The organism is Pseudomonas sp. NDM, assembly GCF_003105095.1.
GTDB lineage: Bacteria > Pseudomonadota > Gammaproteobacteria > Pseudomonadales > Pseudomonadaceae > Aquipseudomonas > Aquipseudomonas moraviensis_A.
The window spans coordinates 31,669-57,176 of the sequence record NZ_QETJ01000018.1 but is presented as its reverse complement, the minus strand read 5'-3'; the positions used below and the strand labels follow the sequence as shown (position 1 = coordinate 57,176).

Here is a 25,508-nt window from a genome sequence, read left to right as displayed (position 1 = left end):
CGAAGGCTGCGATCTTTTGCCTTTGATTGTTAAAAGCAAGATCAAAAGATCGCAGCCTTCGGCAGCTCCTACACGGTGATCAGTCGTCAATCATTTAGTTAGCTGGCTAAGGGGATAGCGCTGGCGCACTGAAAAATGGCACATTGACGCACCTGCCTGCGGGCACCCATCTGCTGTCCGGAATTTTCCATGGCTATCAGCAACGTTCAGAACGCCGCTGCCTCGGCGACCGCTGCTCCTCAAAGCAGTCCACTGGTGATGCGCATCATTGGCGCGGTGGCGCTGGCGCATTTGATCAACGACCTGATCCAGTCGGTACTGCCGTCGATCTACCCGATGCTCAAAGCCAACTACGGTCTGAGTTTTACCCAAGTCGGCCTGATCACCTTGACCTTCCAATTGACCGCGTCGCTGTTGCAGCCGTGGGTCGGTTATCACACCGATCGACACCCGAAACCGTGGCTGTTGCCGGCGGGCACCGTGTGTACCTTGATCGGCATTCTGATGATGTCGGTGGTCGGCAGCTTCCCATTGATTCTGCTGGCAGCGGCGCTGATTGGCATTGGCTCATCGACCTTTCACCCGGAAGCCTCGCGGGTTGCGCGGCTGGCCTCGGGCGGGCGCTTTGGTCTGGCGCAATCGACGTTCCAGGTCGGCGGCAATGCCGGTTCCGCGTTCGGCCCTTTGTTGGCGGCGGCGATCATCATTCCATTCGGCCAGGGCAATGTGGCGTGGTTCGGTCTGTTCGCGGTGTTTGCGCTGTTCGTGCTGTACCGCATCAGCCGTTGGTACGCCAACCATCTGAACCTGTTCAAGCTCAAGGCCGGTCAAGCGGCAACGCACGGCTTGTCGAAGGGCAGGGTGACCAGTGCGCTGGTGGTGCTGGGGCTGCTGGTGTTCTCCAAGTATTTCTACATGGCCAGCTTCACCAGCTACTTCACCTTCTACCTGATCGAGAAGTTCGACCTGTCGGTGGCCAGCTCGCAATTGCACCTGTTCCTCTTCCTGGGCGCAGTGGCGGCGGGGACGTTCTTCGGCGGACCGATTGGCGACAAGATCGGGCGCAAGGCAGTGATCTGGTTTTCCATCCTCGGCGTCGCGCCTTTCACCCTGATCCTGCCGCATGTCGATCTGTTCTGGACCAGTATTCTCAGCGTGGTGATCGGCTTCATTCTGGCCTCGGCATTCTCGGCGATCGTGGTGTACGCGCAGGAACTGGTGCCGGGCAATGTAGGGATGATTGCCGGGATTTTCTTCGGCCTGATGTTCGGTTTCGGCGGGATTGGCGCGGCGCTGCTCGGGCATCTGGCGGATGTGCACGGGATTGAGTATGTGTATTTCCTGTGCTCGTTCCTGCCGTTGTTTGGTGTGTTGGCGATCTTCTTGCCGCGTACCAAAAAGCACTGATTCACACATTTCCCATTGTAGGAGTGAGCCTGCTCGCGATGGTGGTGTGTCAGTTACGGTTGAATTGACTGACACTCCGCTATCGCGAGCAGGCTCACTCCTACAGGGGATTAGTGGTGTGGCGGAAAATATTTCAGGCACAAAAAAGCCGCGTATCAAACGCGGCTTTTTCGTGTGCGGCTGTTGCTTAGACGTTGAAGCGGAAGTGCATCACGTCGCCGTCCTTGACGATGTAATCCTTGCCTTCCAGGCGCCATTTGCCGGCTTCTTTGGCGCCGGCTTCGCCTTTGTACTGAATGAAGTCGTTGTAGGCGATCACTTCGGCGCGGATGAAGCCTTTTTCGAAGTCGGTGTGAATCACGCCAGCGGCCTGTGGTGCGGTGGCGCCGACCTTGACGGTCCACGCGCGGACTTCTTCGACACCGGCGGTGAAGTAGGTCTGCAGGTGGAGCATTTCGTAGCCGGCGCGGATCACGCGGTTCAGGCCAGGCTCTTCCAGGCCCAGGGCCTCGAGGAACATGTCCTTCTCTTCGCCGTCATCGAGCTCGGCGATTTCCGCTTCGATCTTGTTGCACACCGGAACGACCATGGCGCCTTCTTCTTCGGCGATGGCCTTTACCACGTCCAGGTGCGGGTTGTTCTCGAAACCGTCTTCAGCGACGTTGGCGATGTACATGACCGGTTTGGTGGTCAGCAGGTGGAAGCCCTTGATCACGGCTTTTTCATCCGCGCTCATGTTCTTCATCAGGCTGCGCGCCGGCTTGGCTTCGGTGAAGTGCGCGATCAGTTGCTCGAGCAGAGCCTTCTGAACCACGGCGTCCTTGTCACCACCCTTGGCGTTGCGCGCGACTTTCTGCAGTTGCTTCTCGCAGCTGTCGAGGTCGGCGAAGATCAGTTCCAGGTCGATGATTTCGATGTCGCGTTTCGGGTCGACGCTGTTGGACACGTGGATCACGTTGTCGTCTTCGAAGCAGCGCACGACGTGAGCGATCGCGTCAGTCTCGCGGATGTTGGCGAGGAACTTGTTGCCCAGGCCTTCACCTTTCGAGGCACCGGCAACGAGGCCGGCGATGTCGACGAATTCCATGGTGGTCGGCAGGATGCGTTTTGGATTGACGATGGCCGCCAAAGCTTCCAGACGCGGATCCGGCATCGGCACGATGCCGCTGTTCGGCTCGATGGTGCAGAAGGGGAAGTTCTCCGCCGCGATACCGGATTTGGTCAGGGCGTTGAACAGGGTGGACTTGCCGACGTTAGGCAGGCCGACGATGCCGCAATTGAATCCCATGGTGTTTCCCCTCGGGTAAAAGTCAGGCCTTCTGGCTGTGCAGGTTTTTCATCGCGCGGTTCCATTCCCCGGCGAGGATATCCGGCAGCACGCCGAGGGCAAAGTCGATGCTGGCATCGAGTTTTTCCTGTTCGGCGCGTGGCGCACGACCCAGGACGAAATTTGAAACCATACTGGCGACGCCCGGGTGGCCAATGCCAAGCCGCAGGCGGTAGAACGTATTCTGATTGCCCAGTTGCGCAATGATGTCGCGCAACCCGTTGTGACCGCCATGGCCGCCGCCCTGCTTGAGCTTGGCAACGCCCGGAGGCAGGTCGAGTTCGTCATGCGCCACGAGGATTTCTTCAGGCTGGATGCGGAAGAAACCGGCGAGTGCCGCCACGGCCTGGCCGCTGCGGTTCATGTAAGTGGTGGGAATCAGCAGACGAACATCCTGACCCTGATGCGAATAGCGCCCGGTCAGGCCGAAATATTTGCGATCGGCCACGAGATTCACATTCTGTGCGTGGGCGATGCGCTCAACAAAAAGGGCCCCTGCGTTATGCCGGGTCTGGTCGTATTCGGCGCCTGGATTTCCCAGGCCAACGATCAGTTTGATGGCAGTCACGATAGGGGCCCTTCCTTTGAGTGGTGAGTAACATCGCCGCGATCAGGGAAAACGGCGAAAGTGGACGAAAAATGCTCATTTACCATGGATGTAAACTCCGCGTTCTCGCCCGCTTTCTCGCTACGTTCCAGTCCGCGATGTTACTTGCTCACTCAGGCATGACAGAGTGAATTACTCTGCTGCGCCTTCTTCGGTAGCTTCTGGAGCAACACGTGGAGCGTGGACGTTGGCAACAGCCTTGTCATCGCCGTGTGCCAGAGCAACGAACTCAACACCTTTAGGAGCTTTGAGGTCCGACAGGTGAATGATGGTGCCGATTTCTGCTTTCGACAGGTCGACTTCGATGAACTCAGGCAGATCTTTTGGCAGGCAGGAAACTTCGATCTCGGCAATAACGTGCGAAACTTCGCCGCCTTTCTTGACCGGAGCTTCTTCGCCAACAAAGTGCACAGGCACGATGGCGGTCAGTTTCTGGCCGGCAACAACGCGTACGAAGTCAGCGTGCATCACGTGGCCTTTGGCCGGGTGACGCTGCAGAGCCTTGATGATGACGTTCTGCTTGGTGCCACCAACGTTCAGCTCGATGATGTGGCTGTAAGCCGCTTCGTTTTCGAGCAGTTTGGCAACTTCCTTGGCCAGCATGCTGATGGATTCAGGGGCTTTGTCGCCACCGTAAACTACAGCTGGAACCAGGCTTGCGAGACGACGCAGGCGGCGGCTCGCACCTTTCCCCAGGTCGGAACGCACTTCAGCATTCAGAGTAAAATCGTTCATTTTGTATCTCCAAAATAGCCATGACCGAGTGGCGTTTGCGACCAGCGCCGAACACGGTATGGGCAAAAAAGCCCCGCCCCGACAGGAATGCCGGGGCGGGGCGCTTTTCGTCAACGAGACATTTCGTGAAGGGCAGGGCCCTTAACGGAACATCGCGCTGATCGATTCTTCATTGCTGATGCGGCGAACCGCTTCGGCAACAACCGGTGCGATATCCAGTTGACGGATACGTGCACAGGCTTGTGCTGCAGCGGACAGCGGGATGGTGTTAGTGACCACCAGCTCGTCCAGCACGGAATTTTCGATATTCTCGATGGCCCGACCCGACAGCACAGGGTGTGTGCAGTAGGCAAAGACCTTGGCTGCGCCATGCTCTTTCAGGGCCTTGGCCGCGTGGCACAGGGTGCCGGCGGTATCGACCATGTCATCGACGAGAATACAGGTACGCCCTTCGACATCACCGATGATATGCATCACTTCAGAGTGATTGGCTTTCTCACGGCGTTTGTCGATGATCCCGAGATCGACGCCCAGGGATTTGGCAACGGCCCGTGCACGCACGACGCCACCAATGTCCGGGGACACGATCATCAGGTTTTCGAAGCGCTGATCTTCAATGTCATCCACCAGAACCGGGGAGCCGTAGATGTTATCTACCGGAATATCGAAGAAGCCCTGAATCTGGTCAGCATGCAGATCAACCGTGAGAACACGGTCGATGCCGACTACGGTAAGCATGTCAGCGACGACTTTCGCGCTGATGGCCACACGTGCGGAACGCGGACGGCGATCCTGACGGGCATAACCAAAATAAGGAATAACAGCAGTGATACGAGTAGCCGAGGAGCGGCGGAAGGCGTCAGCCATCACTACCAGTTCCATCAGGTTATCGTTGGTCGGAGCGCAGGTCGGCTGAATAATGAAGACGTCTTTACCGCGAACGTTTTCATTGATCTCGGCTGTGATTTCGCCGTCGGAAAACTTGCCGACAGAGATGTCACCGAGAGGGATATGCAGCTGACGTACGACACGCCGAGCCAGATCGGGGTTGGCATTCCCCGTAAAGACCATCATCTTGGACACGCGCAGTACCTAGAGGCTGAGGGTAACCTGGATGAGTAGAGAAAATGGCAGGGGCGGCTGGATTCGAACCAACGCATGGCAGGATCAAAACCTGCTGCCTTACCGCTTGGCGACGCCCCTGTATCTGTTGCTTTCAAGTGCCGGGCACTTGATTCCTTTAGAGCAGACTTTGTAGCTTGCGATGCAACATCGAAACGTTGCTTCCTTTCGCTACAAACCCTGTAAGGGTCTCTGTCAGAAGGGCCGAGACTTTATCAGCTTCAGCTTTGCTTGGGAAGCCCCCAAACACACAACTTCCAGTTCCGGTGAGCTTTGCTTCGGTAAATTTACCTAACAAATCCAATGCGTTACGTACCTCTGGATAACGCCTTGCAACCACCGGCAAGCAGTCATTTCGACTGTTTCCCTCGGGAACGGGGCGCACTTTAATGGGCGGTGTGTTACGTGTCAACAAAGGATCGGAAAAAATTTCTGCCGTACTAACAGAGACTTGCGGCACGAGTACCAGATACCACGGTTCTTCGGGGTCGACCGGGGTCAGTTTCTCGCCGACACCCTCGGCAAACGCCGCATGGCCACGGACGAAAACCGGCACGTCGGCACCCAGTGACAAGCCCAGCGTCGCCAGGCGATCTTCATCCCAGCCCAACTGCCAGAGATGGTTGAGGCCAAGCAAAGTCGTCGCCGCGTTCGAACTGCCGCCGCCGATGCCGCCGCCCATGGGCAGGACTTTGTCGATCCAGATGTCGATGCCAAGCGAGCAGGCGGATTGTTGCTGCAGCATTTTCGCCGCGCGCACGATCAGGTTGCTGTCGTGGGGCACGCCGGCGAACTCGGTGTGCAACTGGATCGCGCCGTCATCGCGCACGGCGAAAGTGATTTCATCGCCGTAATCAAGAAACTGAAACAGCGTCTGCAGTTCGTGATAACCGTCTTCACGGCGACCGAGAATATGCAGCATCAAATTGAGTTTGGCCGGTGAGGGCAGGGTCAGGCGTGCAGCGGTCATGCGTTATTGCCCCAACTTGCGCGGTTGCCAGGTCTTGATCACCAGCGTCACGTCGAGGTCGGTGCCGTGCAGCTTGATGCGTTCGGGCAGCCAATAACCATTCTGTTCGGTGTAGGCGGTGTATTCGACTTTCCAGCCGTCCTGCTCAAGACTGGCCAAACGGCTGTCGGCGTCCAGGTTCAGGCGACTTTTGCTCTCCGGAGCCGGCAGGCCACGAACCCACCAGGCCAGATTCGACACCGGCAATTTCCAGCCAAGCTGTTCTTCGAGCAAGGCTTCGGGCGATTGCGATTCGTAGCGGCCCTGGTTGGCGACTTCCAGTGACACTTTGCCCGGCCGCCCGGTCAGGCGTGCCGCGCCACGACCCAGCGGGCCGGACAGGCGAATGTCGTAGTAGTCCTGACGCTGCAGCCAGAACAATGTGCCGCTGCCGGAATCCTTCGGTGCGCGAATGCCGATCTTGCCGTCTATCTGCCAGCCGTCGAGGCCGGTGAGCTGCTGTTTGTTCGCCGCCCACTGGGCCGGGCTGCCGTGGCCCTCGACGGATTCGCGAGTGCCGAAACCAGAGCAACCGGCGAGCAGGGCGATGAAACTGAAAACAATAAGGTGGCGCAAAAACATGGGTTAAAGAGTCTCGGATCCGGTCAGGCGCTTGATGGTGCTGCGCAGAATGGTGCTGTCGGGCTGGTCCTTGAGGAACTTGCCCCACACTTGTTTGGCTTCGCGTTGATTGCCCTTGGCCCAGAGGACTTCGCCCAGGTGCGCGGCGACTTCGTGGTCAGGGAAACGCTCGAGCGCCTGGCGCAGGTATTTCTCTGCGTCGTCCAGATTGCCCAGGCGGTAGTTCACCCAGCCGAGGCTGTCAAGAACCGCCGGGTCTTCCGGATTGATCTGATGCGCCTGCTCGATCAGCGTTTTCGCTTCGGCGTAACGGGTAGTGCGGTCGGACAAGGTGTAGCCCAGCGCATTCAGCGCCATGGCATTGTCCGGATCGCGCTTGATGATCAGGCGCAGGTCTTTTTCCATTTGCGCCAGGTCATTGCGCTTCTCCGCGAGCATGGCGCGGGTGTAAAGCAGGTTGAGATCGTCCGGGTATTTCTGCAGGGCATGCTGCAGGACTTTCCAGGCCTTGTCGTCCTGTTTGTTGGCCGACAGCGTTTCCGATTCGATCAGGTACAGCTGGATGGCGTAGTCGGGCTGTTCGTCACGCTCGGCCGCCAGTTTGCTTTGCGCTTCGGCGGCTTTGCCGTTGCTCATCAGAATATCGGCCTGACGCAGTTGTGCCGGCAGATAGTCGTTGCCCGGGCCGACCTGGGCGTACTCGATGAGTGCGCCTTGCGGATCGTTGCGTTCTTCGGCAATCCGGCCGAGGTTAAGGTGCGCCGAATCGACATGGCTTTCGCGAGCGATGAGGTCTTCCAGATAACCCTTGGCCTCGTCCCACGCCTTGGCTTCCAGGCACACCAGCGCCAGCGAATAGCGCAGTTCGTCGTCTTCCGGGTATTGCTGAACAAGCGTGGAGAACTCGGCCTTGGCGTCGTCCATGCGGTCCTGCTCGACCAGCATGCGCGCGTAAGTCAGGCGCAGGCGTTTGTCTTCCGGGTACTTCCTGATGTTTTTCTGCAGCAGCGGCAGCGCTTCGTCGCCACGATTGAGCAGCTGAAGCAGGCGCGCGCGCAGCAGAATCGGTGCGATCTCGCCATCTTCCGGCGGATGGTCTTCAAGCAGGGTCAGTGCGCCCTGATTGTCGCCGTCCTGCTGCAACAGCAGCGCCTTGCCGAAAATCAGCTGATTGTTGTTCGGGTGACGCTGCAGCAAGCGGTCGAAACTTTTCATCAGACCGTTGCGGGTTTCCTGATCGGTGTCGGCGGCCGACAGTGCGAGGAAATCGAAATGGGTGTCGCCCTTGCCCTGCAGGACTTTCTCCATATAAACCATGGAGTCGTCGTAACGCCCGGCGCGGGCCAGTTGCACGGCGGCGGCGCGTTGCGCTTCGAGATCGTCCGGAGCGTTGCGCGCCCAGATCAGCGCGGTGTCGAGGGCCGGTTGATCGGCGCCCAGATATTCGGCGATGCGAAAAGCACGCTCGGACACGCCCGGATCCTGGGTGTTGATGGCCTGGGTCACGTAGTTGTCCAAAGCAATGTCGAAACGATTGCGCTGGCCGGCGAGTTCGGCACTCAGCAGGCTGAATACGGTTTCCTCGCTGAACGAGCTGTAAACCTTGGGCTTTTCAGGCGCGGGCGTGGTGTCTTCGACCGGCGGGGTGCCGTCCGGCGCAACGGGCGCCATGGCCTGGCAGCCGCTGAGGAAGACAAAAGCGAGGAGCAACGCGGAAGATCTATTCATATAGGAAGAGGACGACTAACCTGCGGTCGGATCATCATGACACAAGCCTTCGGCCAAACATAACCGTAGGAGCTGCCGAAGGCTGCGATCTTTTGATCTTGCTGGTGATTCGAAAAACCACAATCAAAAGATCGCAGCCTGCGGCAGCTCCTACAAGGAGCCAAATTGTGCTCATTATAGGGTCTGACAATTGGGACAATAGTCAGCGGTAGTTGTTCTGGATCTTTCGAAGTAGGACAATTGCCGGCTTCACGTCACCACCAGCGACCTTGAATGGCCTTCCTTGCACTCGGTATTAACCACAAGACTGCTTCAGTAGACGTCCGCGAGCGCGTGGCCTTTACCCCTGAGCAGCTGGTTGAGGCCTTGCAGCAGCTCTGCCGACTGACCGACAGCCGCGAAGCCGCGATCCTCTCCACCTGCAATCGCAGTGAGCTTTATATAGAACAGGATCAGCTCTCGGCCGATGTCGTGCTGCGCTGGCTCGCCGACTATCACCATCTGAGCCTGGACGAGCTGCGCGCCAGTGCCTATGTGCATGAAGACGATGCGGCCGTTCGTCACATGATGCGCGTCGCCTCCGGGCTCGATTCGCTGGTGCTGGGCGAACCACAGATTCTAGGTCAGATGAAATCGGCCTACGCCGTGGCCCGCGAGGCCGGCACCATCGGCCCGCTGCTGGGGCGGCTGTTTCAGGCGACCTTCAATGCCGCCAAGCAGGTGCGCACCGATACTGCGATCGGCGAGAACCCGGTGTCGGTGGCATTTGCCGCCGTCAGCCTGGCCAAACAGATTTTCAGTGATCTGCAACGCAGTCAGGCGCTGCTGATCGGCGCTGGCGAGACGATCACTCTGGTCGCGCGCCATTTGCATGAGCTGGGGGTCAAGCGCATCGTCGTTGCCAACCGTACGCTGGAGCGCGCCAGTCAGTTGGCAGAGCAGTTCGGCGCTCACGCGGTGCTGCTCTCGGACATTCCGGCGGAACTGGTGCGCAGCGACATCGTCATCAGTTCGACCGCCAGCCAGTTGCCGATTCTCGGCAAGGGCGCGGTGGAAAGTGCACTGAAGCTGCGCAAGCACAAGCCGATCTTCATGGTCGACATTGCTGTACCGCGAGATATCGAACCGGAAGTCGGCGAACTCGACGATGTTTACCTGTACAGCGTCGACGATCTCCACGAAGTGGTCGCCGAAAACCTCAAGAGCCGGCAGGGCGCAGCGCAAGCGGCGGAGGAAATGGTCTCGGTCGGCGCCGACGATTTCATGGTGCGCCTGCGCGAACTGGCGGCGGTCGATGTGCTCAAGGCCTATCGTCAACAGAGCGAACGCCTGCGTGACGAAGAATTGCAAAAGGCCCTGCGTCTGCTGGCCAACGGCGGAAACGCCGAGGACGTGCTCGGCCAACTGGCCCGTGGCCTGACCAACAAACTCTTGCATGCGCCCAGCGTGCAGTTGAAAAAGCTGTCTGCCGAAGGCCGCCTCGATGCGCTGGCCATGGCCCAGGAACTCTTCGCCCTCGAGGGCTCACCGGATAGTTTTTCGGATAAAAAACCGCAATGAAAGCGTCACTGCTCAACAAGCTGGACATTCTCCAGGACCGTTTCGAGGAACTGACCGCGCTGCTCGGCGACGGCGAAGTCATTGCCGATCAGGCCAAATTCCGCGCCTATTCCAAGGAATACGCCGAACTCGAGCCTGTCGTGGCTGCGTATAAAAAGCTGCTCAGCGTACAAGGCGATCTTGAAGGCGCACAGGCCCTGCTCAAGGACAGCGACCCGGACATGCGCGAAATGGCCGTGGAAGAAGTCCGCGAAGCCAAGGAATTGCTGATCACGCTGGAATCCGATCTGCAGCGCATGTTGCTGCCCAAGGATCCGAACGACGGGCGCAACGTCTTCCTCGAAATCCGCGCCGGCACCGGTGGCGACGAGGCGGCGATCTTCTCCGGCGACCTGTTTCGAATGTATTCGCGTTATGCCGAGCGGCGTGGCTGGCGTGTCGAGATCCTCTCGGAAAACGAAGGCGAACACGGTGGCTATAAAGAAGTCATCGCCCGTATCGAAGGCGACAACGTCTACGGCAAGCTGAAATTCGAGTCCGGCGCGCACCGTGTCCAGCGTGTTCCTGCCACCGAATCCCAGGGCCGGATTCACACCTCCGCCTGCACCGTGGCGGTATTGCCCGAGCCGGACGAGCGCGAAGCCATCGAGATCAATCCGGCGGATTTGCGCGTCGACACGTTCCGCTCCTCCGGGGCCGGTGGTCAGCACGTCAACACCACGGACTCGGCGATCCGCATCACCCACATACCCACCGGCACTGTCGTCGAGTGTCAGGAAGAACGCTCCCAGCACAAGAACCGTGCCCGGGCGATGGCCTGGTTGTCGGCCAAGCTCAACGATCAGCAAAACGCTGCGGCGGCCAACGCGATTGCCAGTGAGCGTAAATTGCTGGTCGGTTCCGGCGACCGCTCCGAGCGCATCCGCACGTACAACTATGCTCAAGGCCGGGTCACCGACCATCGCGTCAACCTGACCCTGTATTCGCTGGATGAAATTCTTGCCGGTGGCGTCGAAGCCGTGATCGAGCCGTTGCTGGCCGAATACCAGGCTGACCAACTCGCAGCGATAGGTGAATAAATGACCATCATCGCCAGCCTGTTGCGCGCCGCCGAACTGCCGGACTCGCCCACTGCACGCCTGGACGCTGAACTGCTCCTCGCCGCCGCGCTGGGCAAGTCGCGCAGCTTTCTGCATACCTGGCCCGAGCGCATCGTCCCGAGCGAGGCTGCGCTGACGTTCGCCGAGTACCTGCAACGGCGGCGTAGCGGTGAGCCGGTGGCCTACATTCTCGGCCAACAGGGCTTCTGGAAACTCGATCTGGAAGTCGCGCCGCACACGCTGATCCCGCGCCCGGACACCGAGCTGCTGGTGGAGGCAGCCCTTGAGCTGCTGCCGGCAACCCCGGCCAAGGTCCTCGATCTCGGTACCGGCAGTGGCGCGATTGCCTTGGCTCTGGCCAGCGAGCGCCCGGCGTGGAAAGTCACCGCCGTCGATCGCGTGCTCGAAGCCGTGGCCCTGGCCGAGCGCAATCGCCAGCGTCTGCATTTGAACAACGCCATCGTGCTGAGCAGCCATTGGTTCAGTGCGTTGGAAGGTCAGCGCTTCCATCTGATCATCAGCAACCCGCCGTACATTGCTGCCGCCGATCCGCATCTGGTCGAGGGCGATGTGCGCTTCGAACCGGCCAGTGCTTTGGTGGCTGGTGAAGATGGCCTCGATGATCTGCGCCTGATTGTTGCGCAAGCCCCCGATCATCTGGAAAGCGCTGGTTGGCTGATGCTCGAACACGGCTATGATCAGGCCGAAGCCGTGCGTGATCTGCTGCTCACCCGTGGCTTTGAAGAAGTCCACAGCCGCACCGATCTGGGCGGCCATCAACGCATCAGTCTGGGGCGCCTGCCGTGCTGAATGATCAGGAATTGCTGCGCTACAGCCGGCAGATTCTGCTGCAACACATCGACATCGACGGGCAACTGAAGCTCAAGGCCAGCCGCGTGCTGATCGTCGGCCTCGGCGGCCTCGGGGCGCCGGTGGCCTTGTACCTGGCGGCAGCGGGCGTCGGCGAGTTGCATCTGGCGGATTTCGACACGGTCGATCTGACCAACCTGCAACGGCAGATCATTCACGACACAGACAGCGTTGGCATGTCCAAGGTCGACTCGGCGCTCAAACGCCTGGGCGCGCTCAATCCTGAAATCCAACTCATCGCCCATCGGCGGGCGCTGGACGAGGATTCTCTTGCCGCAGCGGTGGCGGCGGTGGATCTGGTGCTCGATTGCTCGGACAACTTCGCCACCCGTGAGGCGGTCAACGCCGCGTGTGTAGTCGCGCGCAAACCGCTGGTCAGCGGCGCAGCGATTCGTCTGGAAGGGCAGTTGTCGGTGTTCGACCCACGGCGTGCCGAGAGTCCTTGCTACCACTGTCTGTACGGTCACGGCAGCGAAGCCGAACTGACCTGCAGCGAGGCCGGCGTCGTCGGGCCGCTGGTTGGCCTGGTTGGCAGCCTGCAGGCGCTGGAAGCGTTGAAGGTGCTGGTCGGCTTTGGCGAACCGCTTGTGGGGCGCCTGCTGCTGATCGACGCCTTGGGTTCGCGCTTCCGTGAACTGCGGGTCAAGCGCGATCCGGGCTGCAGCGTCTGTGGCGCGCGCCATGCGTGAAGCGCCGATCGGCGTGTTCGATTCCGGGGTCGGCGGCTTGTCGGTTCTCGCGGAAATCCAGCGTTTGCTGCCTAACGAATCGCTGCTCTACGTCGCCGATTGCGGGCATATTCCCTACGGCGAAAAGACCCCGGAATTGATCCGTCAGCGTTGCAGTGTGATGGCCGGTTTTTTCCGCGAACAGGGCGCCAAGGCTTTGGTGCTGGCGTGCAATACCGCGACTGTGGCCGGTGTTGCCGATCTGCGTCGCGACTTCCCCGACTGGCCGATTGTCGGCATGGAACCGGCGGTCAAACCGGCCGCAGCGGCGACCCGCAGTGGCGTGGTAGGCGTGCTGGCAACGACAGGTACATTGCAGAGCGCCAAGTTCGCCGCGTTGCTCGATCGCTTTGCGGCTGACGTCAAAGTCATCACTCAGCCGTGTCCGGGGTTGGTCGAACTGATTGAAAATGGCGACCTGCACAGCGCCCAATTGCGCACTTTGCTGCAGGGTTACGTCACCCCTTTGCTGGCTCAGGGCTGCGACACGATCATCCTGGGATGCACCCATTATCCTTTCCTCAAGCCGCTGCTAAGGTCGATGATCGCCGACGATGTCAGCCTGATCGATACCGGCGCTGCCGTGGCCCGGCAGCTGCAACGGTTGCTCGCCGAGCGTGATCTGCTGGCGCAAGGTCCGAGCCTGCCTGTAAGGTTCTGGACCAGTGCCGATGCACGATCCTTCAGAAAAATCCTACCGCTGCTGGGCCAAACTGCGTCGAATGTGCAAAACTTCGACTTGTAAAAAAAATGTGAAATAACTCGAAGTACGCTGAACTTCTGACCAAGCGCAGATTTCTATAGCGACAGCAGCAACTAAAAACCAAACGATCGTTCCGGAAAAGGAAGTTTCAAAGTGAAGCGACTATTCTGCTTGGCCGCGGTTGCGGCCGCACTGATGGGGCAAAGCATTTCTGCACAAGCCGCTGGCGTTGAATTCGCCGTCGGCGGTACCAGCGATTCGACAATGACGTATCGCCTGGGCATGAATTTCGACTGGGACAAGAGCTGGCTGCAGAGCGACGTGGGTCGCCTGACCGGCTACTGGAGCGGTGCCTACACGTACTGGGAAGGTGACAAGACTTCCAGCAACAACAGCCTGTCGTTCTCGCCTGTCTTCGTTTACGAATTTGCCGGCCAGTCGGTGAAACCCTACGTTGAAGCGGGTATCGGTGCGGCGTTCTTCTCCAACACCGAATACGAAAGCAACAAGCTGGGCGGCTCCTTCCAGTTCGAAGACCGCATCGGTTTCGGCCTGCGCTTCAACGGCGGCCACGAAGTCGGTATCCGCGCCACTCACTACTCCAACGCTGGCCTGTCCAGCGACAACGATGGTGTAGAAAGCTACGCGCTGCATTACACAATGCCGCTGTAATCCGTCTCTACGCGGAACCAACGTGGGAGCGAGCCTGCTCGCGAAAGCTGAGTGTCAGTCAGTTCAAATGGTGGCTGACACACCGCCTTCGCGAGCAGGCTCGCTCCCACAGTTGTTTCTGCGCCGTCAAAGAAATCAGCGGTAGGCTGTTGCAATACCCCGGCGCTCTTCGATGCACTCCGGCGCGCCCATTTCAAACTCGCGGCAGATCAACGGTCGCCGTTCGTAGATCGTGCACATCATGCTGTCGCGATCCAGCGCCGCACACCAGCCGTCGTCCAGACGCAGCATCACTTCACCGCCCCATTCATCGGTATCGATAAAGCGATCAGGCACGCCGGTGTCGGTGATCAGCATCACTTCGAGCTGGCAGCAGCACGCGGCGCAGGTCGAGCAGGTGACTGCCGGTTCGTCGATTTGTGTGTGGGGGATGGTTTTCATCGCGGCAGTGTAAGGCAGTGATCGCTGTGGGTGTGAAAGTGCTGACGGACGCTCACGGCGCCAGCCGTCGCGCCATCATGTGCAGCAGCGGAAACAGCCCGGCCCAGAGCACGCCGATCACCATCAGCGTCGGCACTTCGCCGTAGGGAAATTGCACGCCGGCCAGTCGTCCGCCGCCGTAGTACGACAACGCACCGCCCACCGCGCCAAGTGCGCTGGCCAGCCACCATGGCCGTGCGCTCCAGGCCAGACAATGACGCAATGTGGTGGCAAGCAGCGCCCAGAGCAGCATCAGCCACAACGGAATCAACGGTGCAGCATCTTCGAAGCGGAACACGTCGAGGTAACGCAAAACACTGTCTACCGCCGTGCCGACAATCACCACGGACAGCATCAGCCGACCTTCCGCCGCCCAACTGCTGATCCAGCGCAGATGAATCACCAGCGCCGCCAGTGCGAGCAACAGCCACAAACTGTTGCCGCCGATGACGCAGGCCAGCCAGCCGAGCTGGAACAGCACGGCATTGGCGAGGCGCTCAAGCATCGAAGCGACCGAGTAGCGGCGCGGTCATCGCCGCCGGTTTCGCCAGCAGCAATTGCGCGGTGCCGATGGTCCGCTCGAGGAATCCGCCCTCGCAGTAGCAAAGGTAGAACTCCCACAAGCGCAGGAAATAATCGTCGTAACCCAATTCGTTCAAGCGACCATGGGCGAGGCGAAAGTTCTCGTGCCACAGGCGCAATGTCTTGGCGTAATGCAGGCCGAAATCTTCCATGTGCAGCAGGTTCATGTCGGTCTCGCGGCTGACCACATCGAGCATCCTGTGCACCGAGGGCAGGGCGCCGCCGGGGAAGATGTAGCGCTGGATGAAGTCGACGCTGCGTTTCGCCTGTTCGTAGCGTTGCTCGCGGATGGTGATCGCCTGGAGCAGCATCAGGCCATTGCTCTTGAGCAACTGCGCGCATTGCTTGAAATAGGTCGGCAGGAACCGATGGCCGACCGCTTCGATCATCTCGATCGACACTAGTTTGTCGTACTCGCCGCTGAGGTCGCGGTAGTCCTTGAGCAGGAGCGTGACGCGATCCTGCAAGCCGAGTTGTTCGATGCGTTTGGCAGTGAACGCGAACTGCTCTTTGGACAGGGTCGTGGTGGTCACGCGGCAGCCATAATGCTGCGCCGCGTACAGCGCCATGCTGCCCCAGCCGGTGCCGATTTCCAGCAGGTGATCGCTGGGCTTGAGCGCGAGTTTCTGGCAGATGCGTTCGAGTTTGTTCAGTTGCGCCTGTTCCAGGGTGTCGCTTGGGGAGAGGAATTGGGCGGCGGAATACATCATGGTCGGGTCGAGAAACTGTTCGAACAGTTCATTGCCGAGGTCGTAATGCGCGGCGATGTTTTTTTGTGAGCCCTTGCGCGTGTTGCGATTGAGCCAGTGCAGGCCTTGCACGAAGGGCCGGCCGAGTCGCGCCAGGCCACCCTCCATGGCGTCGAGCACCTCGAGGTTGCTGACGAACACGCGCACCACCGCGGTCAGGTCCGGCGAACTCCAATAGCCGTGGATGAATGCTTCGCCGGCGCCGATCGAGCCGTTGCTGGCAACCAAGCCCCACAGCGCCGGATCGAGCACATGGACCTCGCCGAGCAAGGCGCTGCCCGGGGTGCCAAAGAGCATCTGTTCGCCATCCTCGACGACCATCAATTGTCCGTGTTTGAGCTGCGCGAGCTGTCGCAGCACGCCACGGCGCAGCAGCGAGCCGGTCAGGCCGTTGGTGCTGAAGCGACCGAGCGGCAGGCTAGAGGATTTCATGGTGCGGCTCCTTCGGAGGCACGGTGGCGGTTTGAAAGCTGCCGTCGGCAGGCTGATGGGCGAAAATCGGCGCGCGCTTGAGCAGCAGTCGCAGCGCTTGCCAGTAGATCGCCAGGGCGGTTTTTGCAGTCATCCACGGGAAGCGGCGCAGATAGCGGTGCAGGCTGCGTCGATCGAGCGGTTCGCGGCGCAGATTCAACGTGGCGTCGAACAGTTTTTCGCTGCCCTGCCAATCGGCCATGTGCACGCCGAGGCTTTGCGCGGCCGGACTGAAACTCATGCGGTATTCGAGGTCGCGGGGCAGGAACGGCGAGACGTGAAAGGCCTTGGCTACAGCAAAATGTTGGTGGAAATCCACCAGGCTGGTCGGCACCTGCGCCGGCAGCACGTAGTGATAACGCTCGCGCCATGGCGTGTTGGTCACCTCGCAGACAATCGCCGCCAGTTGCCCATCCGCCTCGTGGCAATAGAAGAAGCTCACCGGATTGAACGACAGCCCCCAACTGCGCGGCTGAGTCAAAAGGCACACCGCGCCCTGTGGCTCATGACCGATGGCCGCGCCCACCTGCTGGCGCACCGCGTCGATCAGGCGTACGCCCTTGCCGGTGAAAGCTTTCAGGTAATCGGTCTCACGAAACGAGAACGGCGCAAAGCGACTGCGCCCCGCTAGCGGCGACAAGGCCAGCACGGCGTCCTGTTCGCTCAGGTCGAGATAGAGCAAACCGATGCGGTAGCGGAATTCGTGACGGCGCGGCGAGAAACGTCGATGGCCGATGACGCCGCTGTAGAGGGCGCTGTTCACAGGGTTTCACCGAACGCAGCGGCCACGCGCAAGCCGCTGACCACGCCATCCTCATGGAAGCCATTGGCCCAGTAGGCGCCGCAATAATGCGTGTGCTGCTCGCCATCGAGTTCGCCCCAGCGGTTTTGCGCCGCTGCGGCAGCCAAAGTGTATTGCGGGTGGGCGTAGGTGTAGCGGGCCAGCACTTTGTCCGGGGTGATGCCGGCGGTCTGGTTGAGGCTGACGCAGAATGTAGTGTCGCTCTCGATGCCCTGCAGGATGTTCATGTTGTAGGTGACCGCCGCGCGAGTATGACCGGCGCCGCCGAGGCGATAGTTCCAGCTGGCCCAGGCCAGTTTGCGCGCGGGCAACAGGCGCGAGTCGGTGTGCAGCACCACGTCGTTGTCGGCGTAGAGCAGGGCGCCGAGAATCGAGCGCTCGGCCTCGCTCGGATTGGCCAGCAACTTCAGGGCCTGATCGCTGTGGCAGGCAAACACCACTTTGTCGAAATGTTCGAGGCCGGCCGGGCTGTGGATAACCACGCCGTGCTGATTGCGCTCGACGCGGCTGACCGGGCAGTTCAGGCGAATCCTGTCGTGGAATGAGGCGGTCAGTGGCGCGATGTAGGCACTGGAACCGCCTTCGATGACTTGCCATTGCGGGCGATCACTGACCGACAGCAGGCCATGATTCTTGAAGAAGCGCAGGAAAAATTGCAGCGGGAAATTGAGCATTTCCGCCATCGGCATCGACCAGATCGCCGCGCCCATCGGCACGATGTAATGCAGGATGAAGCGTTCACCGTAGCCGCCGGCCTTGAGGTAATCGTCGAGGGTAGTGTCGGCGGCGATGCGCAGTTCCATCAGGTCACGCTGGGCCTCCTTGTTGAAGCGCAGAATGTCGCGCAGCATGCCCCAGAACCCCGGCGACAACAGATTGCTGCGCTGGGCGAACAGGCTGTTGAGGTTGTTGCCGTTGTACTCGACGCCGGTGTCCGGGTCGGTCACCGAAAAGCTCATTTCGGTCGGCTTGAACGCCACGCCGAGCTGGTTGAGCAAGCGAATGAAGTTCGGGTAGGTCCAGTCGTTGAACACAATGAAGCCGGTGTCGATGGCGAATGGCTGCCCGGCCACGCTGACCGGCACGGTATGGGTATGCCCGCCAACCCAGTCACTCGCTTCGAAGACGGTGATGTCGTGGCGGCGGTTCAGCAGGTAAGCGCAGGTCAGCCCGGCGATACCGCTGCCAATCACGGCGATTTTCATATCGGGTCCCGCTGCGGTGGGTTCTTGCGCACCATGCGTTTGCCGATCGCCAGTTGCGCGCGGGCCGGCAGCTTCGACAGTGGCCAAAGCGCCGCCATGAACAGCCCCGGGAAAGCAATTTCCAGCGGCCGGTCCTTGAGTTTGGCGAAGATGTGCCGCGCCGCTTTATCCGCGGGCCAGCTCAGCGGCATCGGGAAATCGTTCCTCTCGGTCAGCGGCGTCTCGACAAAACCCGGGCTGATGATAGTGACGTCAATGCCTTCGTCCGCCAGATCGATGCGCAGCGATTCGAACAGGTAACGCAGCCCGGCCTTCGATGCGCCGTAGGCTTCGGCCCGTGGCAGGGGCAGGTAGGTCACCGAGCTGGCCATGCCGACCAGATGCGGCGTGGTGCCTCTGCGCAGCAGCGGCAGGGCGGCTTCGATGCAGTAGCTGCTGGCGAGCAGATTGGTGCGCACCACGTGCTCGATGATCGAGGAATCGAACTGGCGCGCGTCGACATATTCACAGGTGCCAGCGTTGAGAATCACGCTGTCCAGCGAGCCCCAGGCGTCGCCGATCTGCTCGCCGATTTCGCGCACGGTCTGACTGTTGGTCAGATCGCCGGGCACCACCAGTACCTGGCCCGGATAACGCTGCGACAAGACTTTCAGCGGCGCGACCGAGCGCGAACTGACCGCCAGGTGCGCGCCGCTTTTCAGAATGTCCTCGCACAATGCTGCACCGATGCCACTGCTGGCGCCGGTCAACCAATACCGCCGTGGAGGTGTACGACTCATCCCATTCTCCTTTTCAGCCAGGCAATCACCCGGCCCAATATTGGCAAGTGTTCATACAGCAGCGCCCCGGCATCGAAATAATCCCGATGGCGATAAACCTTGTCGCGCCAGAGCAGGTGCGAACAGCCGCCAACCCGGATTTCCCGGCCTTTGGCCAGACGCGGGTGGCGATAGCTCATGACCCAGCGCAGATAACCTTCGCCTGCGCCGATCTGGTCGAAACCGTGAAAGTCGAAGCGTAGATCGCTGACGTTGGCGTACAGCTCTTTGAAGTAATCCTGCAGTTGCGCCAGGCCCTGAACTTCGTGCAGCGGATCGGTGAAATGAATGTCGTCGCTGTACAGCTCGCCCAAGCGATGCAGATTGTCTTTGTTCAACCCGGAAAACTCGCGGGCGAAGCTGCGCAGGAATTCACTCATCGCCGCCACTCGCATGCTGGCGCGACGGCAGGTTCTTGAACGCCGTCAGCGCGCGCTCGCGTGAGGCGCTGAGGTTGACGATCGGCGCCGGATAATCCGCCACGCCGAACAGCCCTCCGGCGCCCGCCGGATTGTGCACTTCCTTTTTGTTGAGCCCGGCCAGTTCCGGCAACCAGTGCTTGATGAACACGCCCTCAGCGTCGAATTTTTCCGACTGGCTCAACGGGTTGAAAATACGGAAGTACGGCGCCGAATCGGTGCCGGTCGACGAGCTCCACTGCCAACCGCCGTTGTTCGCCGCCAAGTCGCCATCGATCAGGTGGCGCATGAAAAAGCGTTCGCCCTCGCGCCAGTCGATCAGCAGGTTTTTGGTCAGGAACATCGCCACGACCATGCGCAGGCGATTGTGCATCCAGCCGGTTTCAAGCAACTGACGCATCGCCGCGTCGATGATCGGCAGGCCGGTGCGTGCCTCTTGCCAGGCCTTGAGCTCCTCCGGCGCATCGCGCCAGGCCAGCGCCTCGGTTTCCGGGCGAAAGGCGCGGTGCCGCGACACGCGCGGGTAGCCGACCAGAATATGTTTGTAGAATTCGCGCCAGAGCAGCTCGTTGATCCAAGTCACCGCGCCGACCTTGCCGCTTTCGAACTCGCCCTGATTGCTTTGCAGAGCGGCGTGCAGGCACTGACGTGGCGAAATCACCCCGGCGGCGAGGTACGCCGACAATTGGCTGGTACCGGGTTTGGCCGGAAAGTCGCGTTCGCTGCGGTAATAATCGATCTGCGCATCGGTGAAAGTGTCGAGTCGGCGCTGCGCCTCTTGCTCACCGGCCGGCCACAACGTGCGCAGGGATTGGCTCGGCGTGGCGAAGCCTTTGACTGCCTCGGGAATGGCATCGCTGGCGATATCCAGCGCGGCCTGTTTGCCGGGTGCCTTGACCAGCGCCGGCATCGAGCGGTGCAGGCGTTCGTAACAGACCTTGCGGAACTGACTGAACACCTGAAAGTAGGTACCGGTCTTGGTCAGCACTGTGCCGGGTTTGAACAGCAATTGATCCAGATAGCTGTGGAATTCAATGCCCTCGGCCTGCAACGTTTCGGCGACGGCCTCATCGCGGCGGCTTTCGTGGACGCCGTATTCTTCGTTGGCGTGCACTGCTTCGATCTTCAATTGCCGGCAGAGCTTGAGCAGTTCTGCCGGCGCCTGATCCCAGTGCGGCGCGCTGCGAATCAACAGCGGGATGTTCAGTGCGCCGAGGCTCTGGCTCAGTTCGCGCAGGTTGCGCAACCAGAAATCCACCTTGCACGGCGCATCGTCGTGGTCCAGCCACTGCTGGGGGCTCAACAGATACACCGCCAGCGTCGGGCCGCGCGCTGCAGCGGCCGCGAGGGCAGTGTTGTCATGTTGGCGCAAGTCGCTGCGCAGCCAGATCAGTTGCATGTGATTAGACCCATCATCAAATCAATCCGCGTTCGAGCAGCGCCTGGTGTGCCGCAAGCGGATCTTCGGCGAGGAACAGCTCGGCAGTCTGAGCGGTGCGAGTGGACAGCTCGCTGTGGTGGATGTGCACCGCGGGGCCGGCAATCAGGGTTGGGCAATTGACGTTCGCCAGCAGTTTCGGCAACTGCGCCAGTTGCATGGCTTTGCTCGAATACAACAGCACGCCACGGGCTTGCAGATGCTCGACGGTGAGTGCCAGTTCACCGGCCGGCAGCGGCCAGTCGAACACCTGCACCGGGCAATCGGCACTGCTGATCAGCCATGCGCACAGCCACAGATGCGGTTCCAGCGGCAGGTCGGAATGATTGATCAACAACAGCGGCGCCGAATGCAACTGGCGGTTGTTATGGTAGATGCGTGCACCGAATTTGCTGCGCAGCCAGGAATAGAAAAACGTCCGCTCCATCTGAGCGCCGAACTGGCCCTGCCAGCGCTGTTCGAGTTCGGCCAGCAGCGGCATCAGCAATTGCTCGCACAAAGTCCGGGGCGGGTACAGGGCGATGGCCTGATTGACGCTGTCATCCAGCGTGCGCTCATTCAGTGCGGTGACCGCCGAAAGCAAGGTATGACGCAGACGCTGCCAGTCGTTCTCCACGGTTTCCGTGAAGGCCTGCGGGGCGTCGAGCAGTGGCTTGACCTGACTGACCGCCACCCCACGGTTCAGCCAGGTGAGAATGGCCATGATTCGCTGCACATGTTCAGCGCTATACAGGCGATGGCCCTTGGGCGTGCGCTGTGGCACCACCAGCCCGTAGCGACGTTCCCACGCACGCAGGGTGATGGCGTTGACGCCGGTTTGCCGCGCGACTTCGCGAATCGGCAACCAGCCCTCGTCGAGGGCTTTCTTGAAGTCGGCGCCGAGGTCTTCCCGGGCGCTGCTGTCGGTTTTATCGTTCATTAGATCGCGTTTCGCAGACTGAGGTTTTCCGGATGCGGCTGCAGGTAAACCTGTTGCGCGATGTACGGGTCCGGATGGAGTCGAAAGTGGTGTTTAAGCAGTGTCAGAGGCACCACCAGCGGCACGATGCCCTGGCGGTACTGGCCGATGACCTGTTGCATTTCCTGTTTGTCTTCGGCACTCAGCGATTGTTTCAAATATCCGCTGAGGTGCAGCAGCACATTGCAATGGGTGCCGCGCGTGGCGCATTTCTTCAGCGCGGCCATCAGTTCGCTGAAGTAGCGCGGGCCGAGTTCGGCGGGATCGCTGTCGGCCATGTTGCCGAGCAGTTTGCCCAGGGTTTTGTATTGCAGCGGGTTGTGCGCCATCAGCAGGTACTTGTAGCGCGAGTGGAATTCGGTGAGCGCGCGGCGGCTGAGGCCCTGAGCGAGCACTTGTTGCCAGGCGCTGTAGGCGAGCACGCGGGTGATGAAGTTTTCCCGCAGCACCGGATCGTTGAGGCGCCCGGCTTCTTCTACCGGCAAGTCCGGGTGTCGGGCACAGAACGCCTGCGCGTAGATGCCACGTCCGCCGCCGTTCACCGGGGCGCCGTTGGCGTGATAGACCTTGACCCGTTCCAATCCGCAGGACGGCGACTGCTGCATGAAGATGTAGCCGCAAAGGTCCTGCAGCTCGCCGGCCATTTTCTCGCCGTACTCGGCCAGCGGCCTGGTGACGTTGATGGTCCGGTCGACGGTGCCGACGGCCTCGGGTTGCTCAGGGTCGCCCACCAGCCGGATCGGCTCGCGGGGAATGCCCATGCCGATGGCGACTTCCGGGCACAACGGGACGAAATCGAAATATTCCGCGAGGGTACGGCTGCACAGCCGCGATTCCTTGTGCCCACCGTTGTAGCGCACTTCTTCGCCCAACAGGCAGGCGCTGATGGCGATCTTCGGCTTGGACAGGGAAGCTGTAGACATGAGCACCTCGAACCTATACCTGTACAGAGAGTTATCTCTGTACAACTTTTCCTCAGCATAGAACGATGGATGTACAAGTCAAATGTTTTGTATAAGATTTTTCGTGCAGCGCTGAATCTGTGGGAGTGAGCCTGCTCGCGAAAGCGGTGGATCAGTCAATGATTTCGTATCTGATACAGCTCTTTCGCGAGCAGGCTCACTCCTACAAGGGAATTTATTTCCAGCCCAGTACCCAGTTTTCATTGTCCTGAAGCGTTCGCCAATCCATTCGCTCGCTACGCTGGGTCAGCACCGCCTGCAACTCGACCTCGAGTACCGTGCCTTCCTCATCGCGGATCAGTTCGGTGACCAGAAAATGCTTTTCGCGATTCTGCGGGTGGGCTGCTGTCCATTTCGACAGCAGCAGTTTGCGTGGATTGATCCGATTCATTGCAGGTGTTCGTGCAAGCGACGTGCAGCCTCCTGACCGCTGAGCCAGGCGCCTTCGACGCGACCCGACAGACACCAGTCGCCACAGGCATACAAACCCAGATCGGCGTCGGCCAGCGTGGTCCATTCGTGGCCGGTCGCGGGGCGCGCGTAGAGCCAGCGGTGGGCGAGGCTGAAGGTTGGCGCAGGCATGGCGCTGTGCAGCAGTTCGGCGAAAGCGCCATGCAGATGCTCGATGACCGCTTCCTTGGACAGATCGATGTGCTGTCGGCTCCAGGCGCTGGTTGCATGCAGCACCCAGGTGTCGAGGGTGGTGTCGCGCCCGGGTTTGCTGCGGTTGCGTGCCAGCCAGTCAAGCGGGCTGTCCTGCACGAAGCAGCCTTCGATCGGCGTATCGAGCGGGGTTTCGAAGGCGAGGGCGACGGCCCAGGTCGGCTCCATTTTCACCCCGGCAGCAACGCCGGCGAGTTTCGGCGCGGCGGCCAGCAGCGCGGTGGCTTGCGGTGCCGGCGTGGCGATCACCACATGGCTGAAGGGGCCGTGGGTACAGCCGTCGGCGTCTTGCAGATGCCAGTGTTCTTCGCCGCGATAGACCTCGGTGATGCGGCAGGCAAACTGCACATCCAGACCATCGAGCAGGCCGCGGGTGATGGCGCTCATGCGCGGCGTACCGACCCAGCGGGTCTGCTCGTCCGGCGACATGTTCAGTTGCCCGCCCTGGAAGGTGTATAGCTGCGGCGTCCACTCGGCGGCCCAGCCCTGGCTCTGCCAGCGCTGCACTTCGGTAACGAAGCGCCGGTCACGCGCGGTGAAGTATTGAGCGCCCATGTCCAGTGAGCCAGCGTCGCTGCGCTTGCTCGACATGCGCCCGCCGCTGCCACGGCTTTTATCGAACAGTTGAACGGTATGCCCGGTCTCTGTCAGAGCCTGGGCGGCGGAGAGCCCGGCGATGCCGGTGCCAATGATTGCGATAGGTACAGTCATAGGGGCCTCGTTTACCTTTCTGTACAGACTACGCCGTCGATGAAACCTGTACAATTCTGTTTTTTGGTATAACGTCTAGCGTTCTCGTTCTGACAGCTTGGCCTATTGTTAAACCATAGAGCCTGCCCGATAGAAAAGATCCCTGCCTATAAAAATAGACTAGTGATCCGGGTTAAACGCCACGCGAGGAAGATGTCATGCACATATTGCTGACCGGCGGTACTGGTTTGATCGGACGTCAGCTCTGCCGACACTGGCTGGAGCAGGGCCATCGCCTGACGGTGTGGAGTCGCCGCGCGGAAAAGGTCGCGCAGATCTGCGGCCCGCAAGTGCGCGGGATTGCGCGGCTGGAGGACCTCGGCGAAGAGCCGCTGGACGCGATCGTCAATCTCGCTGGGGCGCCGATTGCCGATCGCCCCTGGACCCATCGACGCAAGGCATTGCTCTGGAGCAGTCGCATCACACTGACAGAAACGCTGCTCGCGTGGCTGGAAACTCGTGCGCAGAAACCGTCGCTGCTGATTTCCGGCTCGGCGATCGGCTGGTACGGCGACGGTGGCGAGCGCGAATTGACTGAAGAGTCGCCGCCCGGCATCGACGACTTCGCCAGCCAGTTGTGCATCGCCTGGGAAGAAACCGCCCTGCGCGCCGAGAACCTCGGCATCCGCGTGGTGCTGGTGCGAACCGGTCTGGTGCTGTCGGCCGAGGGCGGCTTTTTGTCGCGGCTGTTGCTGCCGTTCAAGCTCGGGCTCGGCGGGCCGTTGGGCAATGGTCGGCAGTGGATGCCATGGATTCACATCGACGATCAAATCGCCCTGATTGATTTTCTTCTGCACCGCAATCAGGCCAGCGGTCCTTATAATGCCTGCGCGCCGAAACCTGTGCGCAACCGCGAATTTGCCAAGACCCTGGGCAGCGTATTGCACCGCCCGGTGTTCATGCCGATGCCGACCCTGGCGCTGAAAGTCATGCTCGGCGAGCTGTCACTGTTATTGCTCGGCGGCCAGCGCGCGACGCCGGCACGCTTGCTGGAAGCGGGATTCAGCTTCCGCTTCACGGATTTACGCGCGGCCCTGGATGATCTCTCCAGCCGCCTCTGA

The 25,508-nt window shown here is 60.5% G+C and carries 27 protein-coding genes and 1 tRNA gene; 8 read left to right on the top strand and 20 right to left on the bottom strand.

Going from position 1 to position 25,508, the window contains the following annotated elements; all coding sequences use genetic code 11:
* Positions 1-189 precede the first annotated feature (189 nt).
* Positions 190-1,407: an MFS transporter gene (locus tag DCO47_RS07080; RefSeq protein WP_116657789.1), complete on the top strand. Its 1,218-nt coding sequence runs from the start codon at positions 190-192 to the stop codon at positions 1,405-1,407.
* A gap of 187 nt (positions 1,408-1,594) precedes the next feature.
* Here the strand turns inward: DCO47_RS07080 and ychF are convergent, their stop codons facing one another.
* The 8 genes from ychF to DCO47_RS07040 form a co-directional block, all read right to left on the bottom strand.
* On the bottom strand, positions 1,595-2,695 hold the full coding sequence (ychF, locus tag DCO47_RS07075) for a redox-regulated ATPase YchF (protein WP_016773202.1): 1,101 nt from the start codon (positions 2,693-2,695) through the stop codon (positions 1,595-1,597).
* A 22-nt stretch (positions 2,696-2,717) separates the two neighbouring features.
* Positions 2,718-3,302, bottom strand: a complete 585-nt coding sequence (pth, locus tag DCO47_RS07070; RefSeq protein WP_042609697.1) for an aminoacyl-tRNA hydrolase — start codon at positions 3,300-3,302, stop codon at positions 2,718-2,720.
* A gap of 171 nt (positions 3,303-3,473) precedes the next feature.
* Complete coding sequence (locus DCO47_RS07065) at positions 3,474-4,076, bottom strand: 50S ribosomal protein L25/general stress protein Ctc (protein ID WP_064362118.1); 603 nt, start codon at positions 4,074-4,076, stop codon at positions 3,474-3,476.
* 141 nt (positions 4,077-4,217) lie between these two features.
* Complete coding sequence (locus DCO47_RS07060; RefSeq protein WP_003171603.1) at positions 4,218-5,159, bottom strand: ribose-phosphate pyrophosphokinase; 942 nt, start codon at positions 5,157-5,159, stop codon at positions 4,218-4,220.
* A 45-nt stretch (positions 5,160-5,204) separates the two neighbouring features.
* A tRNA-Gln gene (locus DCO47_RS07055) sits at positions 5,205-5,279 on the bottom strand.
* A gap of 37 nt (positions 5,280-5,316) precedes the next feature.
* Positions 5,317-6,168 carry a 4-(cytidine 5'-diphospho)-2-C-methyl-D-erythritol kinase gene (gene ispE, locus DCO47_RS07050; RefSeq protein ID WP_116657788.1) on the bottom strand — a complete coding sequence of 284 codons (852 nt, stop codon included), beginning with the start codon at positions 6,166-6,168 and terminating at the stop codon, positions 5,317-5,319.
* Between the two features lie 3 nt (positions 6,169-6,171).
* Positions 6,172-6,789 carry a lipoprotein insertase outer membrane protein LolB gene (gene lolB, locus DCO47_RS07045; protein WP_065616589.1) on the bottom strand — a complete coding sequence of 206 codons (618 nt, stop codon included), beginning with the start codon at positions 6,787-6,789 and terminating at the stop codon, positions 6,172-6,174.
* Between the two features lie 3 nt (positions 6,790-6,792).
* On the bottom strand, positions 6,793-8,517 hold the full coding sequence (locus DCO47_RS07040; protein ID WP_116657787.1) for a tetratricopeptide repeat protein: 1,725 nt from the start codon (positions 8,515-8,517) through the stop codon (positions 6,793-6,795).
* A 273-nt stretch (positions 8,518-8,790) separates the two neighbouring features.
* Here DCO47_RS07040 and hemA point away from each other — a divergent pair, with 273 nt between their 5' ends.
* The 6 genes from hemA (at position 8,791) to DCO47_RS07010 (ending at position 14,150) form a co-directional block, all read left to right on the top strand.
* Positions 8,791-10,077 carry a glutamyl-tRNA reductase gene (gene hemA, locus DCO47_RS07035; protein WP_016773209.1) on the top strand — a complete coding sequence of 429 codons (1,287 nt, stop codon included), beginning with the start codon at positions 8,791-8,793 and terminating at the stop codon, positions 10,075-10,077.
* Positions 10,074-11,156 carry a peptide chain release factor 1 gene (gene prfA / locus DCO47_RS07030; RefSeq protein WP_042609702.1) on the top strand — a complete coding sequence of 361 codons (1,083 nt, stop codon included), beginning with the start codon at positions 10,074-10,076 and terminating at the stop codon, positions 11,154-11,156. The genes hemA and prfA overlap by 4 nt, the downstream gene beginning before the upstream one ends.
* On the top strand, positions 11,157-11,987 hold the full coding sequence (prmC, locus tag DCO47_RS07025; RefSeq protein ID WP_116657786.1) for a peptide chain release factor N(5)-glutamine methyltransferase: 831 nt from the start codon (positions 11,157-11,159) through the stop codon (positions 11,985-11,987).
* Positions 11,981-12,736: a molybdopterin-synthase adenylyltransferase MoeB gene (locus tag DCO47_RS07020; protein ID WP_116657785.1), complete on the top strand. Its 756-nt coding sequence runs from the start codon at positions 11,981-11,983 to the stop codon at positions 12,734-12,736. Before prmC ends, DCO47_RS07020 begins: the two co-directional genes overlap by 7 nt.
* Positions 12,729-13,520, top strand: coding sequence for a glutamate racemase (gene murI, locus DCO47_RS07015; RefSeq protein WP_065616592.1), 792 nt, complete (start codon positions 12,729-12,731; stop codon positions 13,518-13,520). Before DCO47_RS07020 ends, murI begins: the two co-directional genes overlap by 8 nt.
* 111 nt (positions 13,521-13,631) lie before the next feature.
* Positions 13,632-14,150, top strand: coding sequence for an acyloxyacyl hydrolase (locus DCO47_RS07010; RefSeq protein ID WP_065616593.1), 519 nt, complete (start codon positions 13,632-13,634; stop codon positions 14,148-14,150).
* A gap of 135 nt (positions 14,151-14,285) precedes the next feature.
* On the opposite strand, the gene DCO47_RS07005 is transcribed toward DCO47_RS07010, so the two are convergent.
* From DCO47_RS07005 to DCO47_RS06950, 12 genes are all read right to left on the bottom strand, one after another.
* On the bottom strand, positions 14,286-14,591 hold the full coding sequence (locus DCO47_RS07005) for a YkgJ family cysteine cluster protein (protein WP_042609706.1): 306 nt from the start codon (positions 14,589-14,591) through the stop codon (positions 14,286-14,288).
* 52 nt (positions 14,592-14,643) lie between these two features.
* Complete coding sequence (locus DCO47_RS07000) at positions 14,644-15,135, bottom strand: DUF2878 domain-containing protein (protein WP_042609707.1); 492 nt, start codon at positions 15,133-15,135, stop codon at positions 14,644-14,646.
* On the bottom strand, positions 15,128-16,393 hold the full coding sequence (locus DCO47_RS06995) for a cyclopropane-fatty-acyl-phospholipid synthase family protein (RefSeq protein WP_065616594.1): 1,266 nt from the start codon (positions 16,391-16,393) through the stop codon (positions 15,128-15,130). The genes DCO47_RS07000 and DCO47_RS06995 overlap by 8 nt, the downstream gene beginning before the upstream one ends.
* On the bottom strand, positions 16,380-17,195 hold the full coding sequence (locus DCO47_RS06990) for a DUF1365 domain-containing protein (protein WP_116657784.1): 816 nt from the start codon (positions 17,193-17,195) through the stop codon (positions 16,380-16,382). The genes DCO47_RS06995 and DCO47_RS06990 overlap by 14 nt, the downstream gene beginning before the upstream one ends.
* Positions 17,192-18,439 (bottom strand): NAD(P)/FAD-dependent oxidoreductase, encoded by a 1,248-nt coding sequence (locus DCO47_RS06985; protein ID WP_065616596.1) that lies wholly within the window; start codon positions 18,437-18,439, stop codon positions 17,192-17,194. The genes DCO47_RS06990 and DCO47_RS06985 overlap by 4 nt, the downstream gene beginning before the upstream one ends.
* Complete coding sequence (locus DCO47_RS06980; protein WP_116657783.1) at positions 18,436-19,218, bottom strand: SDR family oxidoreductase; 783 nt, start codon at positions 19,216-19,218, stop codon at positions 18,436-18,438. The genes DCO47_RS06985 and DCO47_RS06980 overlap by 4 nt, the downstream gene beginning before the upstream one ends.
* Positions 19,215-19,637, bottom strand: coding sequence for a nuclear transport factor 2 family protein (locus DCO47_RS06975; protein WP_042609712.1), 423 nt, complete (start codon positions 19,635-19,637; stop codon positions 19,215-19,217). Before DCO47_RS06975 ends, DCO47_RS06980 begins: the two co-directional genes overlap by 4 nt.
* Positions 19,630-21,075 carry a deoxyribodipyrimidine photo-lyase gene (gene phrB / locus DCO47_RS06970; protein WP_116657782.1) on the bottom strand — a complete coding sequence of 482 codons (1,446 nt, stop codon included), beginning with the start codon at positions 21,073-21,075 and terminating at the stop codon, positions 19,630-19,632. Before phrB ends, DCO47_RS06975 begins: the two co-directional genes overlap by 8 nt.
* Positions 21,076-21,091: 16 nt before the next feature.
* Positions 21,092-22,033 carry a MerR family transcriptional regulator gene (locus DCO47_RS06965; protein ID WP_116657781.1) on the bottom strand — a complete coding sequence of 314 codons (942 nt, stop codon included), beginning with the start codon at positions 22,031-22,033 and terminating at the stop codon, positions 21,092-21,094.
* Positions 22,033-22,995, bottom strand: a complete 963-nt coding sequence (locus DCO47_RS06960; protein ID WP_083353559.1) for a DUF523 and DUF1722 domain-containing protein — start codon at positions 22,993-22,995, stop codon at positions 22,033-22,035. Before DCO47_RS06960 ends, DCO47_RS06965 begins: the two co-directional genes overlap by 1 nt.
* A gap of 214 nt (positions 22,996-23,209) precedes the next feature.
* The gene (locus DCO47_RS06955) at positions 23,210-23,425 is read right to left on the bottom strand and encodes a TIGR02450 family Trp-rich protein (protein ID WP_042609716.1); all 216 of its coding nucleotides are present in this window, start codon (positions 23,423-23,425) and stop codon (positions 23,210-23,212) included.
* A complete protein-coding gene (locus DCO47_RS06950; protein ID WP_042609717.1) occupies positions 23,422-24,408 on the bottom strand; it encodes an NAD(P)/FAD-dependent oxidoreductase in 987 nt (328 codons plus the stop codon). Before DCO47_RS06950 ends, DCO47_RS06955 begins: the two co-directional genes overlap by 4 nt.
* Before the next feature lie 197 nt (positions 24,409-24,605).
* Here DCO47_RS06950 and DCO47_RS06945 point away from each other — a divergent pair, with 197 nt between their 5' ends.
* Entirely contained in the window at positions 24,606-25,508 is a 903-nt protein-coding gene (locus DCO47_RS06945) for a TIGR01777 family oxidoreductase (RefSeq protein WP_042609718.1), read from the top strand.

Excerpts from the sequence above, each read along its gene's own strand:
- DCO47_RS06955 (WP_042609716.1), bottom strand. The coding sequence starts at position 23,425 with ATGAATCGGATCAATCCACGCAAACTGCTGCTGTCGAAATGGACAGCA.
- DCO47_RS07000 (WP_042609707.1), bottom strand. The coding sequence starts at position 15,135 with ATGCTTGAGCGCCTCGCCAATGCCGTGCTGTTCCAGCTCGGCTGGCTG.
- DCO47_RS06960 (WP_083353559.1), bottom strand. The coding sequence starts at position 22,995 with ATGTCTACAGCTTCCCTGTCCAAGCCGAAGATCGCCATCAGCGCCTGC.
- ispE (WP_116657788.1), bottom strand. The coding sequence starts at position 6,168 with ATGACCGCTGCACGCCTGACCCTGCCCTCACCGGCCAAACTCAATTTG.
- prmC (WP_116657786.1), top strand. The coding sequence starts at position 11,157 with ATGACCATCATCGCCAGCCTGTTGCGCGCCGCCGAACTGCCGGACTCG.
- DCO47_RS07040 (WP_116657787.1), bottom strand. The coding sequence starts at position 8,517 with ATGAATAGATCTTCCGCGTTGCTCCTCGCTTTTGTCTTCCTCAGCGGC.
- DCO47_RS06995 (WP_065616594.1), bottom strand. The coding sequence starts at position 16,393 with ATGAAATCCTCTAGCCTGCCGCTCGGTCGCTTCAGCACCAACGGCCTG.
- DCO47_RS07005 (WP_042609706.1), bottom strand. The coding sequence starts at position 14,591 with ATGAAAACCATCCCCCACACACAAATCGACGAACCGGCAGTCACCTGC.
- ychF (WP_016773202.1), bottom strand. The coding sequence starts at position 2,695 with ATGGGATTCAATTGCGGCATCGTCGGCCTGCCTAACGTCGGCAAGTCC.
- DCO47_RS06985 (WP_065616596.1), bottom strand. The coding sequence starts at position 18,439 with ATGAAAATCGCCGTGATTGGCAGCGGTATCGCCGGGCTGACCTGCGCT.
- lolB (WP_065616589.1), bottom strand. The coding sequence starts at position 6,789 with ATGTTTTTGCGCCACCTTATTGTTTTCAGTTTCATCGCCCTGCTCGCC.
- prfA (WP_042609702.1), top strand. The coding sequence starts at position 10,074 with ATGAAAGCGTCACTGCTCAACAAGCTGGACATTCTCCAGGACCGTTTC.
- hemA (WP_016773209.1), top strand. The coding sequence starts at position 8,791 with ATGGCCTTCCTTGCACTCGGTATTAACCACAAGACTGCTTCAGTAGAC.
- DCO47_RS06975 (WP_042609712.1), bottom strand. The coding sequence starts at position 19,637 with ATGAGTGAATTCCTGCGCAGCTTCGCCCGCGAGTTTTCCGGGTTGAAC.
- phrB (WP_116657782.1), bottom strand. The coding sequence starts at position 21,075 with ATGCAACTGATCTGGCTGCGCAGCGACTTGCGCCAACATGACAACACT.
- DCO47_RS07080 (WP_116657789.1), top strand. The coding sequence starts at position 190 with ATGGCTATCAGCAACGTTCAGAACGCCGCTGCCTCGGCGACCGCTGCT.
- DCO47_RS06980 (WP_116657783.1), bottom strand. The coding sequence starts at position 19,218 with ATGAGTCGTACACCTCCACGGCGGTATTGGTTGACCGGCGCCAGCAGT.
- DCO47_RS06945 (WP_042609718.1), top strand. The coding sequence starts at position 24,606 with ATGCACATATTGCTGACCGGCGGTACTGGTTTGATCGGACGTCAGCTC.
- murI (WP_065616592.1), top strand. The coding sequence starts at position 12,729 with ATGCGTGAAGCGCCGATCGGCGTGTTCGATTCCGGGGTCGGCGGCTTG.
- DCO47_RS06965 (WP_116657781.1), bottom strand. The coding sequence starts at position 22,033 with ATGAACGATAAAACCGACAGCAGCGCCCGGGAAGACCTCGGCGCCGAC.
- DCO47_RS06950 (WP_042609717.1), bottom strand. The coding sequence starts at position 24,408 with ATGACTGTACCTATCGCAATCATTGGCACCGGCATCGCCGGGCTCTCC.
- DCO47_RS07065 (WP_064362118.1), bottom strand. The coding sequence starts at position 4,076 with ATGAACGATTTTACTCTGAATGCTGAAGTGCGTTCCGACCTGGGGAAA.